The organism is Paenalcaligenes sp. DL 309, from assembly GCF_057475285.1.
The window spans coordinates 112506-124811 of record NZ_JBYBKW010000006.1; the positions used below are offsets into that span (position 1 = coordinate 112506).

The 12306-nt window shown below is 48.5% G+C and carries 11 protein-coding genes and 2 pseudogenes; all 13 read right to left on the reverse strand.

Translation table 11 applies throughout. The features are described from left to right. Nucleotides 1-24 precede the first annotated feature (24 nt). The gene (locus AC2UZJ_RS09440; protein WP_486949902.1) at nt 25-894 is read right to left on the reverse strand and encodes a F0F1 ATP synthase subunit gamma; all 870 of its coding nucleotides are present in this window, start codon (nt 892-894) and stop codon (nt 25-27) included. 7 nt (nt 895-901) lie between these two features. Beyond that, the gene (locus AC2UZJ_RS09445; RefSeq protein WP_486949903.1) at nt 902-2404 is read right to left on the reverse strand and encodes a F0F1 ATP synthase subunit alpha; all 1503 of its coding nucleotides are present in this window, start codon (nt 2402-2404) and stop codon (nt 902-904) included. A 1-nt stretch (nt 2405) separates the two neighbouring features. Next, the gene (locus AC2UZJ_RS09450; RefSeq protein ID WP_486949904.1) at nt 2406-3167 is read right to left on the reverse strand and encodes a F0F1 ATP synthase subunit B family protein; all 762 of its coding nucleotides are present in this window, start codon (nt 3165-3167) and stop codon (nt 2406-2408) included. A 6-nt stretch (nt 3168-3173) separates the two neighbouring features. Beyond that, on the reverse strand, nt 3174-3452 hold the full coding sequence (locus AC2UZJ_RS09455) for a F0F1 ATP synthase subunit C (protein WP_486949905.1): 279 nt from the start codon (nt 3450-3452) through the stop codon (nt 3174-3176). Next, entirely contained in the window at nt 3449-4147 is a 699-nt protein-coding gene (locus AC2UZJ_RS09460) for a F0F1 ATP synthase subunit A (RefSeq protein WP_486949906.1), read from the reverse strand. The genes AC2UZJ_RS09455 and AC2UZJ_RS09460 overlap by 4 nt, the downstream gene beginning before the upstream one ends. Nucleotides 4148-4149: 2 nt before the next feature. Then, nucleotides 4150-4446 carry an N-ATPase subunit AtpR gene (locus AC2UZJ_RS09465; RefSeq protein WP_486949907.1) on the reverse strand — a complete coding sequence of 99 codons (297 nt, stop codon included), beginning with the start codon at nt 4444-4446 and terminating at the stop codon, nt 4150-4152. Continuing rightward, nucleotides 4436-4744 (reverse strand): AtpZ/AtpI family protein, encoded by a 309-nt coding sequence (locus AC2UZJ_RS09470; protein ID WP_486949908.1) that lies wholly within the window; start codon nt 4742-4744, stop codon nt 4436-4438. Before AC2UZJ_RS09470 ends, AC2UZJ_RS09465 begins: the two co-directional genes overlap by 11 nt. Further along, complete coding sequence (locus AC2UZJ_RS09475) at nt 4741-5151, reverse strand: F0F1 ATP synthase subunit epsilon (RefSeq protein ID WP_486949909.1); 411 nt, start codon at nt 5149-5151, stop codon at nt 4741-4743. Before AC2UZJ_RS09475 ends, AC2UZJ_RS09470 begins: the two co-directional genes overlap by 4 nt. Continuing rightward, nucleotides 5148-6524 carry a F0F1 ATP synthase subunit beta gene (atpD, locus tag AC2UZJ_RS09480; protein ID WP_486949910.1) on the reverse strand — a complete coding sequence of 459 codons (1377 nt, stop codon included), beginning with the start codon at nt 6522-6524 and terminating at the stop codon, nt 5148-5150. Before atpD ends, AC2UZJ_RS09475 begins: the two co-directional genes overlap by 4 nt. Before the next feature lie 60 nt (nt 6525-6584). After that, a pseudogene (locus AC2UZJ_RS09485) lies at nt 6585-7781 on the reverse strand (efflux transporter outer membrane subunit); the annotation flags it as partial. A 12-nt stretch (nt 7782-7793) separates the two neighbouring features. After that, the gene (locus tag AC2UZJ_RS09490; RefSeq protein ID WP_486949911.1) at nt 7794-8012 is read right to left on the reverse strand and encodes a hypothetical protein; all 219 of its coding nucleotides are present in this window, start codon (nt 8010-8012) and stop codon (nt 7794-7796) included. Then, a pseudogene (locus tag AC2UZJ_RS09495) lies at nt 8009-11121 on the reverse strand (efflux RND transporter permease subunit). The gene AC2UZJ_RS09490 and the pseudogene AC2UZJ_RS09495 overlap by 4 nt, the downstream one beginning before the upstream one ends. 3 nt (nt 11122-11124) lie before the next feature. Further along, on the reverse strand, nt 11125-12273 hold the full coding sequence (locus tag AC2UZJ_RS09500) for an efflux RND transporter periplasmic adaptor subunit (RefSeq protein WP_486949912.1): 1149 nt from the start codon (nt 12271-12273) through the stop codon (nt 11125-11127). Nucleotides 12274-12306: the final 33 nt, after the last annotated feature.

A 12306-nucleotide genomic window follows, 5' to 3' on the forward strand; every position in this document is an offset into this window, starting at 1 on the left:
ATCTTTCTTTAACTTATCGCCGCTTTATGCTAAGTGTCCAATAATAATATCCATCAATTCATTCGTAATTTCATCTTGGCGCACGCTGTTTAATTCCTGTTGTAAGCTTTCTAACTGCTCATCCACAGACTGCTCTGCTTGTTGCATCAACGCTAAACGCGTGGCATTTTCTGTAACCATGGCTTCAGCAGAAGCTCTAAATACACTGGCAAACACGTGATTACGTATCAATGAAGATAATAATGCATCCGCTGGCATGCTGTAATCGGGCAAGGAACGCGACGGCCAGCGTTGTACTGGTTGCAATAATTTTTTATCTAAAGGCAATAAATCGCGAACCACTGATTCTTGATAACCGTGTGCAGCGCGTTGAGTAAAAACCAAACTTACCGCTAAATGCGCTAAAGGCTGGCCACGACCTAGCTGTTCTATACGCGTTACAATATCACCGGCTAAACGCCTTACGCCATCAGCAGAAGCCGGCGGCATTAACACCACCTCAGGCTCCAACCCTTGTTCTACTAAAGCATTTGCCATTCTAGAACCAAGACAAAGAATAGATTCTTTTGCTATGGGTTGCGCTTGGCGGTATTCAATGACTTTATCCGCTACTAATTCATTGTAATTACCACATAAACCGTGATCTGAGCCAAATACCACCACTAAGCGGATAGTAGGCTGCACAGCCTCTGTAAGTAAACGAATCCCACCACTACGGTACACAAAAGCAGCCAAACCTTGAAGAATGGATTGATGGTATGACTCGATGGACTGTGCGGCTTGCTCATAAGGCGCAGCGTTAATTGCCGACAAGGTTTTCATGGTATGCACAATACCGCGAATGCTGGTTAAGGTATCGTTTTTTCTAGAAAGGTGCTCTAAGGTTTGCGCCATGTATACCTCATTCTTTTTTATCCCGTTTTTCTAAGGCGTCACGTGCACAATCGGTAATCAATTGACGATCTTCATCAGAAAGCGGCTGATTATCCTTGATGCGCTGCTCAATCACTGCTAACTCTCGTTGAGCCGCATCACGTACTGCATGCATGGCTGCACTGATTTCTTGCTCATTGAGTGGATCAAATAAACCGGCCATAGCAGCTACTAGCACCGTTAGCTGCTCCAGTGCAGGCATGGGATCACGCTCAGCCTGACGTAAAGCAGTACGCACAGCAGAACCGCGGGCCAAACGGGCTCGGGTCGCATCATCTAAACGCGTACCAAAACGCGCAAAATCTTCTAATTCTTCAAACTGTGACAAAGTAACGCGTAAATTCCCCGATACAGCACGCAAGGTGCGGTTCTGCGCTTTACTACCTACCCTAGAAACAGATAACCCCAAATCCACTGCTGGAAACTGATTTTTACGCACTAGCTGCGGTGATAAATAAATTTGCCCATCAGTAATAGAGATGAGATTAGTGGGAATATACGCCGACAAATTACCCGCCTGCGTCTCCACCACAGGCAAGGCAGTAATGGAGCCGCCCCCTATGTCTGGACCAAACTGCCCTGCTCGTTCTAAAAGTCGCGCATGCACATAAAAAATATCGCCTGGAAAAGCTTCACGCCCTGGCGGTCTACGTAACAATAGGGATAATTCACGATAAGCACGGGCATGGTGCGTCATATCATCAAAAATCACGACTACATCCTCACCCTGCGCCGAGAAATACTCGGCCATGGTCATCGCAGCGTAAGGCGCCACATACGATAAACCCGGAGCTTCTTCGTCACCCGCACTCATAACGATACTGCGCTGCAGCATATCACCTTCCGTAAGAGCACGAATTACCCGGGCTACGGCATCGCCACGCTGCCCTATAGCACAATAAATACATATCACTTCTGAGCGTGCCTGATTGAGCATGGTATCAATTGCAATAGAGGTTTTACCGGTTTGTCTATCGCCAATGATTAGCTCACGCTGCCCTAAACCTACCGGAATAGCGGCATCAATAGCTTTAAGACCCGTGGCAAGAGGTTTGAAAATTTGCGTACGATTTAAAATACTGGGGGCTTCCGCCTCAATGGGATGCTCAGCCACGGCAGCGATAGGGCCTAATACATCACGAGGCCTACCCATGGCATCTACCACACGCCCGAGTAACGCCGCCCCCACTGGCACACTCACCACTTTACGCGTGCGGTATACCGTCTCTCCCAAACGAATATGCTCCGAAGGTCCCAGTAGAATTACACCCAAACGGTCAGCCTCTAAATCCAGCACAATACCTTGCACACCACTGGCAAACACCAATAGCTCATCAGATAGAGCCCGAGCCAGGCCAGAGACAATGGCTACGCCATCACCCACTTCGGCTACCGTCCCCGTTTCAATTAAAACCGGTGTAGGTGTGGGACTATTAATGAGTCTATCCATCCAAGTAGTAAAGGTATCCACGTTAGCGTAACTCCTTGTTATCGAGGCTGGTGGAAGCATGTTGTTTTAAGAGTTCAGCCAGTTCATCAATATAACTGTCTGTAGTCCACGCTACCTGAGCGCCCCCTATCTGCATAATTAAACCAGGCGACTGTGTTGCGTTCGTCTCAAAATTTAAACTAAGCTTGGGCAGCCATTGCTGTACTTCTTTTTGTAATAACGACTGGGTAGCAGGTGCTAAGGCATCTCGTGTAGTAACTTGTGCTTGGGTGCTGTCAGCGGCTGCCCGTTCTAACTCTTTAGCCATGGGCTGCAACTGTTTACCCACATGGCGCACTATGGCGTCTTCCAGTTGCTCATCAGCTAAGTCATGCAACGCCTTACGTGTAAGCTGCAATAACGCCTCAGAGCCCGTCTGCTGCAAACGTTGATTGAAAGTTTGGCGCTCCTGCTCCAGATGCTGACGCCAATCGTCTTGCTCTTGCTGCATTTTAGTACGAGCTTCTGTCAACAATTGCGCACGCTCCTCTTCTGTGTCGGCTAAGGTCTTTTTCAATAAAGCCTCTTGTTCAGATAGCAGTTGTGCACGTTGTTTCACGTAACGACTCTCTGCTTTTTTGGCCTCTTGCTGGGATTTTGCAGCGAGCTCCATACGCCTAGTTATCTCTTTTTCGCGCGCATCGATACCATCTAATATAGGCTTATATAAAAAGCGTTTCAGCAGCCACAATAAGACCAAAAAGTTTGCAATCTGCGCTAAGACAGTAATCCAATCAATAGACATAAAGTATTACGCTCCTGCAGCAGTCTGCATAGCATCCCAAAACGGATTAGCAAAGATAAGAATCATCGCCACCACAAAACAATAAATTGCAGTGGACTCGATCATCGCCAAGCTCACAAATAAGGTACGCGATAACGTAGGTGCCGCATCAGGCTGCTGCGCAATAGCAGCAATAGCCGCCGCCGCCGCACGCCCTTCACCCAAGGCTGGGCCAATAGAACCAATGGCTACCGTGAAGCCCGCAGTAAAAATAGAAATAGCGGCAATAATTGCAAGATCAGTCATTCTGTTTCATCCTTAGTAGACGTTTTTAGAGGTGGTTCTGCCATGGCAGAGGAAATATATACCGTGGCTAAAATAGCGAAAATATACGCTTGAATAATGCCGGTCAATAAACCCAACATACTCATTACGACCGGAAAAAAGAAAGGAGCAATGCTCAATAAAATAGCAGCTATCACTGCGCCACTCATCACATTGCCATATAAACGTACCGCCAACGACACGCCACGGGAAAACTCGCCAATAATATTAAAAGGCAACATAATGATGGAAGGTTCAATAAACTTACGCAGATATTGCCGCACGCCTCCATTCGCAATCCCAAAAATAGGAATAGCAATCAACACCGATAACGTGAGCCCCACCGTGGTAGATAACGATGAGGTGGGCGCATCAAAACCCGGAATTACCGTTAGTACGTTAGAGACGGCGATAAACAAAAACAAGGTACCCGCAAAGTACAAAATATGACGGGCATTGGTGCGCGTTACTTCTTTAATTTGCCCTTGAATCATTGTCACAATGAGCTCCAGCGCACTACGCCAACGCCCCGGTGACGTATCAGCGCGTAAATTGCGTGTTACCAACACAGAAATACCCACCAATAACACCATCACAATCCACGTATTAACTATAGTGGCATTTACCGGCCAACTGCCTATAGTAAACACCACCGTTTGATCAGGACTTAGCTGCATAATTACACACCTCTTTGTTTTGAAACCACAACGACCACGATACGAACGAGTAAAAATGCCAGCATATAACCGGCTAAGGCCCACATGGATGCGCTAAGACGACTTAGCAGCAAAGCCACCGCCAATAACACCACCATACGGCAGAAAAAACTAAGCATCAGTAAGCGTCCCGGATGGGCGGAATTCATCGCCAAACGCATCCCCCACCTTAGCCCCCAAAAAAACAAGGCACTCATGGGCAAACCCACTGCAATTCCCCACCACAGCGCACTGGCATTAATAGCCATATTACTTATCATAACTTTTCTCTATCCATCGCCAAGCACCTATAGCACCAATCACCACACCACCTAAAATTAAAGCAATAGGCCATGAAAAGCTTTGCGGAGCCACTCGATTTAGCCACATACCTAAAAAAGCGCCAGCCACGGTAGGAATAGCAATAGACCAACCAATTACACCGAACACACTTAAGCCGCTTAATGAACTGTATTTAGGCCCTTTATCATTACGAGTTTTTTGCATACGCTCTGTGCGCTGGCGGATAGCGGCTGCAGACGCGTCTTCTTTTTCCTCTTGGGGTTTTTCATCTTTCATGTTAGGGGTTTCCGTAAATCACTGAAGCGCCGCACAATGCCCGCCTCTAGCCTTGATAAAGCAGTGCGTGCCACTCGTTCGTCTTCGTCTACTGCAATAAAAGTGGCTTGTATGGTGCTCGTTAAAGAGGCTAAGTCCTTGCCTTGCACAGCGCGGCGTACGGCAATGTCTACCGTATAATCATGCTTAACTAAGATGCCTTGGTCTACGCCAAAAAATAATTCCTCACCTTGAATCGTGGTTAGCATTAATACCGATGGTACCAACGCACTCACGAAGTCTGTATGCTTAGGCAACAGCATAAAGGTGCCATTTTCAGCCTCAGCAAAGACTTTTTCAGCCTCACAGCTAAAAAGTAATCGCGTAGGCAAACGTAAATGAACCTGCATGGGGTTATCTTGACTCATGAGGTGAGCTCCTGCAACTGCGGCAACGCGCCAATCATGTAGTAATCCATCTCATTGTCATTGAACTCGGTTTGCGCCAAAATTTGCTCACATCCTGCTAAGGTTTCTTCTACAGAAACGTGTTGCCCTGCTTGGCCACTAAAGGATTCTGCTGAAAAGAACGGCTGTGTTAAAAACCGCTCCAAGCGGCGTGCACGTGCCACAACAGCACGATCAGCGGTAGATAACTCCTCCAAACCTAACATGGCAATGATGTCTCGCAGCTCTTCGTACTCCGCGAGAGTGCGGCGTACGGCACGGGCCACATCATAATGACGCTGCCCCACCACTGCTGGCGTTAGCATAACGGAGGTGGAAGCTAAAGGGTCTACGGCGGGATATAAGCCTTCACTGGCGCGTTTACGTGAAAGCACCACCGAGGCCGATAAGTGGGAGAATATATGTGCCGCAGCCGGATCGGTAAAGTCATCCGCGGGCACATACACGGCTTGGATAGAGGTAATAGCCCCCTTACGCGTGGAGGTAATACGTTCTTGCAAAGAGGCCAGCTCAGTGGCTAAGGTGGGTTGATAGCCTACGCGAGAAGGCATACGCCCTAATAAACCAGACACTTCAGAACCCGCCTGCACAAAGCGAAACACATTATCAATCAATAGCAACACATCTTGACCTAAGTCGTCTCGGAAATACTCCGCCATGGTGAGTGCAGTCTTACCAATTAAAAAGCGCACACCGGGCGCTTCATTCATCTGTCCAAACAACATAACGGTTTTATCACGCACACCGGCTTCACCCATCTCACGGTAGAGCTCTTCGGCCTCACGGGAACGCTCACCAATGCCGCAAAATAAGCTCACACCTTTGTAATGCTGGGCGGTGTTATTAATCAGCTCCGTAATTAATACAGTTTTACCTACGCCTGCGCCCCCAAATAAGCCGGTTTTCCCGCCGCGCTCTATAGGAGAAAGCAAATCAATGGCTTTAATGCCGGTCTCAAGGATGGCGCTATGCACCACGCGTTCTTCTAAGGGGGGTGGTGCTTGATGAATAGAACGAGAAAGTGTGGTTTTAGGGGCTGGCTTATCATCAATGGGCGCACCAAACACATTTAGCATACGACCTAATACGGCCTCGCCTACAGGCACTTGAATGGGAGCGCCAGTGGCCTGTACCGGCATACCTAAACCTAAACCGCGTACCGGTGCCAAGGCCATGCAACGCACTTTGCCTTGATCCAATAAAGAAACCACCTCCATGGCAATATCACCCGCATAGACCACGTCTTGAATACGTGGTACAGGAGCCTCAAAGAGCACATCGACCACACCACCGCGTATTTTAATTACTTGCCCTATGCTGGTTTTTTCACTCATTTTATTTCCTGTTTCCTTTGCAGACTTCCTTCCCTATTATTACTATTAGCCTAGCACAGTTTACTCTTCAGCTAATGACTGCCACCCGCCACCCAACGCTTTGTAGAGACGAATCAGATCGGTGGTAATCTCTGCATTACTGGCAGCTAACGCATCCTGTACCGACAAACGTTCGCGATCGGTGTCTAATACCTCAGTGAAATCAGCAATTCCTGCGTCATAGCGTGAACGGGCAATGCTTGCAGCACGAACGGCTGATTCAGCTGAGCATTGCAAGGCCGCATGACGTATTTGCTCATTGGTATACGCGGTAATGGCATTACTCACTTCCTCAAGCGCGCTAAGCACTGAGTTTTGCCAAGCAATATAAGCTTGTTCTTGCACCTCAGACTGCGCCTCAATACGATTACGTACCTGGCCACCAGAGAACAATGGCCAACTAATAATAGAACCAATCCCTAAGGTACGACTTGCCGATTGAAATAAATTGCCTCCACTCAATGTTTCCAAACCCACTGAACCAAGCAAGCGTAATTTTGGATACAGTTCTGCGGTAGCTTCACCTACACGGGCAGTTTCAGCGGCTAATATCCGCTCCGCTCGCCGAATATCAGGCCGACGACGTAACAAATCCGCTGGCACACCGATGGCCACCTCAATTTGTGGACTGGGTACCGATTTAATTTGGTTAAAGACCTCATCTATGGCTCCTGGCTGTTCACCAAGTAAGAGAGCAAGTCTATTACTTGCACGTTCTAATTGCGTGGATAATTGCGGCATGGTGCTGCGTGTGTTTTCCACATTGCTGCGGGCGCGCTCTAAATCAATATCTTGGACGAGGCCGGCAGCATGACGTGACTGAATAAGCTCAAACGTATCTTCTTGACTGGCTAAGTTGTCTGCAGCAATACGTAAGCGTTCCTGAAAGCTTCGTGCCTCTACGTAATTAAGTGCCACTTCAGCCAACACAGACACTAAAACATCACGCTGTGATTCAGCTGCCGCCTCTATATCGGCTTCGGCCGCCTCCAATGCCCGTGCCACACCGCCAAACAAATCGATTTCCCAACCCGCATCAAAACCGGCGGCATACAAACCCGAGGTTAACTCGGCGCCCTCCGGTGCCACATTCTCACTAGCTCGTGAACGTTGGGCCTGTGCACTGGTATCTAGCGTAGGAAAGCGCGCGCCCGAAGCCACATTACGTAAAGCACGCACCTGCCGCAGCCTTGAGGTGGCTGCGCGTAAATCTAAGTTTTGTTTTACTGCTTAATTAATTAGGCGATTGAGATCGGAATCATGTAAAGTTGCCCACCAAAGCGTTAATTCAGTGGATTGCTCCATATTAAGCCCCGCATTCTCTTTTAGTGACGTAAATTCCGTATCTAATTCAATCTGCGGTTCTGTGTAATCAGGCCCTACTACAGTACAAGCACCTAGTAGCAGTGACGCAGAGGCGATAGTAATTGTCCAGCGCTGAATTCTCATGATGTTTCCTCCGCGTGCTTACTCCACTCACGTCCACGCTGAACCAACGTATAAAAACCAGGTACCAGCAAGGTGCCAATTAAGGTGGCCGCCGCCATTCCAAAAAACACCACCACTCCTACAGAATATCTAGCACCCGCTCCCGCTCCTGTGGCAATCAATAACGGAAATACACCCAGCATAAAAGATAAGGCCGTCATCATCACCGCACGGAATCGCAATCGGGCAGCTGTTTCTGCTGCATCTATAATCGATAGGCCTTCTTGCTCGCGCTGCGTACGCGCAAACTCCACAATTAAAATAGCCTGCTTAGTGGATAATCCGGCTAGCATTATGAGCCCAATCTGCGCATACAGCCCCAAACTGTTTCCAGCGACTATAACCGCGAACAACGCCCCCGCTAAGGTAACAGGAACGATCAATAACACCGCAATGGGAATGGCCCAGCTTTCATATTGCGCCACCAAAAACAAAAAGACGAATAATAAAGACAACGCCAATATAGGCGCTACACTACCACTGCTTTTTTCTTGGAAAGACGCCCCAGACCACTCAAAACCATACCCTGTGGGTAAAAACTCCGCTGCCAGCTCTTCCATGGCTTCTAAGGCTTCGCCCGTACTATAACCGACTGCCGGTGAACCATTGATAGTAGCGGATAAAAACTGGTTATAGCGACCTAAACTTTCTGGGCCGAGCTCAGCTACTGTCTCTGCTAATGCAGCCACAGGCACCATTTCCCCAGCACGGCTGCGTACATAGAGCCGGCTAATATCGCTAGGCATAGCACGACTGCTGGCCTCAGCCTGCATCACCACTTTATATAACTGGCCATCCATATTGAAATCATTCAGAATCTGTGAGCCCAGCTGAGCCTGTAAAGTGGCAAAAATATCGTCTATGGACACATCAAGTAAATGCGCTTGATCTCGATTAATATGCAACCGTATTTGCGGTACGTTAGGCGAATAAGAGGTAAACACTCTTGTTAACCGTGGATCTTGATTAGCACGTTGCACTAAACCCAAGGCAGTCTGCGCCAATGCGGCAGGGCCATTGCCATCGTAGTCTTGCAAGGTAAATTCAAAACCACTGCCTACCCCTAAGCCTGGAATGGCAGGGGGTGCAAATACGGTGATGGTAGCACCCGCTATATCAGTTAAACGTTGTGCAACCCGCTCAGTCAATGCTGCCGCTGATAGGCTGGCATCCCTTTGATCCCAAGGGTTCAACTGCACAATCGCCATGGCTACGTTAGGGCCATCACTGCCTAATAACGAGGAGCCACGAATAGAAATCACATCAGCCACGCCTTCCATGGCAATTAAACGGCCATCCACCTCACGCATGATACGGTCAGTGCGTTCTAAGGAAGCCGCATCGGGAAGTTGCACTTGTACAAATAGCGCTCCCTGATCCTCATCAGGTAAAAACCCGGTAGGAGCGGCCATAAACAGTGCGCCCACCCCTCCCATCGTACTTAGCAACACAATTAGTGTTAACCCACCCCGCTTAGCAAAAAAACCCGCCCCCGGAACATACCCCCCGTTAAACGTTGAAAGCTCGTATTAAACCAACGAAAACCACGATTTAAAACAGCGCCTTCTGTTTTAGATTTTAACAAAACGGCACACAACGCCGGACTAAGCGTTAAAGCTACCACTGAGGATATGGCAACGGAAATAGAAATCGTTAAAGCAAACTGCTTATAGAGCTCACCCGCAATGCCGGGCATGAAAGTCACCGGTACAAACACCGCTAACAACACCAACGTAGAAGCCACCACCGCTCCGCTCACCTCTTTCATAGTAAGCAGCGCGGCTTCGCGTGGTGCCATACCCTCTTCCATGTGACGTTGTACGTTTTCTAACACCAAAATAGCATCATCCACCACCACCCCAATCGCTAAAATTAACGCAAATAAGGTAATAGTATTAATGGAAAAGCCAATTAATAGCATGACTGAAAACGTACCGATTAATGATACGGGGATAGCTAAGGCGGGAATCAAAGTGGCACGTAAGTTTTGTAAAAACACATACACTACGCCAATCACTAATAGCAATGCCACAGCCAAGGTGATCATTAATTCTTCTAGGCTAACTTCAATAAAATCCGTAGTATCAAAGGCCAACTCATAGGCCATGCCTGCAGGAAAACGCTGGGCAATTTCTGCCATTTGCGCCTCCGCGCCATTACCCACTTCTAAGGCATTGGCTCCGGGCTGCTGAAATACGGCAATTAATATAGCGGGTTGCTCAGAAAAACGACCAAAAGAACGATACGACTGAGCGCCAAGCTCCACATTTGCTACATCACTAATGCGCAAAATGCCACCATCTGTGGCAGTACGCAGGACGATATTGCCAAATTGTTCTGGCTGCTCAAGCCGTCCTTGCGCACGTACTGTGTATTGATATTGTTGGTCACTGGCTATGGGTGGTGCTCCCACCTGCCCGGCCGCCGCCTGTACGTTTTGACTACGTACCGCATGGGCGATATCGCTAGGCACTATGCCTAAATGAGCCATACGATCCGGCTGCATCCAGATGCGCATGCCATAATCTTGAGCCCCAAAAATGAACACATCGCCAACCCCTGGCACCCTAGATAAACTATCCACTACGTTTGTGCTGGCATAATTCGATAAAAACAAAGCATCATGCGTTTCATCGGGTGAATACAAGGCATACATCTGTAATATGGATAAGGAAGCCTTAAATACGGATATGCCTTGATCTGATACGGCCTGCGGTAACTGCGCCTGCACCAAGGACACGCGGTTTTGAATGTCTACCGCCGCCATATCGGGGTCGGTGCCTAGCTCAAAGGTTACATTAAGCTCGTATTGGCCATTACTACTAGTAGAGGCCATGTAACTCATGCCATCTACCCCATTCACCACATCTTCAATCACGGTGGCGACGGTAGATTCCACCACATCAGCACTCGCCCCTGGGTAACTAGCCACTACGCGCACTCCAGGAGGGGTAATCTCCGGGTACTGGGTAATAGGCAGAGCCGTAAGCGCCAGCAGACCTGCCAGCACAATAACAATAGACACCACAATAGCAAAGCGAGGACGATGAATAAAAAATTGACTAAACACAGCCTAGCTCCCGAACTCAGTGGTCAGCCCGGCACGGGGATCACCAGAAACCGCTTCTACCTTCATACCTGCTTGCACCTTTTGGAGCCCCTCAAAAATCACACTTTCACCCGCTTGCAAGCCGGACGTCACAATCCAGTCAATCTGACTACGATCGCCTAGCATTACGCGACGTCGAAGCACCTCACCATTGGCATTAACGACTAAAACGTGATAGCCCTCTTTGTCTTGTTGTACCGCAGACTGCGGAATCACTAAGGCCTTATTCGGCGTAGTATCTGACACCAAAGCGGTAACAAACTGCCCGGGACGCAGCATGCCTTTAGGATTTTCTATTACTGCACGCATGGCTAAGGTGCCGGTGGCACGATCTACTTCATTGGCTACATAATCCAGCTGCCCCGCTTGCTCGTATAAACTACCATCCGATAAGCGTAAACGTAATAAATAATCCTCTACATCTGCTTGGCCTTGATTAAGCTCATGCCTATTACGCATAAAACGTGTGCTTTCACGCTCACTAATCGTGAAATCCACATAAATAGGGTCTAACTGCGTAATGGTTACCAGCACACCACTATCAGGACCAATTAAATTACCCGTATCAATCTTGGCCTCACTAATGCGACCCGTAATAGGTGCATAAATTTCTGTGTACGCTAATTGTAAATTAGCTGAATCTTGACGCGCTCGTGCTTGAGCCAGGCGCGCCTTAGCCGTCTGCACGTCGTTGCGGGCTGTGTCTAAATCCGTGGCGGATACTCCGCCGCGCACCACGGACTGCAAACGCGTAAGGTATTGTTGAGCTCGCTGGTAGATGGCTTGAGCCTCCGCCGTTTCAGCGACCGCCGCAGCCACATTGGCCTGATATTGCTCAGACTCTATAACAAATAATAACTGCCCTTTTTCTACCTGCTCTCCCGCATTAAAAAGACGCTTTTCTAACAAACCCGAAACGCGGGCACGTAGAGCAACTTGATGCACAGCACGAGTGCGTGCCACCATCGACTCGCCTGAGCTTACTAGACGCTCAATCACAGGAGTCACCAGCACGGCAGGTGGAGGCACATCATGCTTCTCAGAGGATGACTCCACTTCTGAGCATGCCATGAGCACAAAACTCAAAAGTAGTAAATTAGCAAAAATACGCATCCTTAATAGACTCCTAAGAAAAAATATACGATT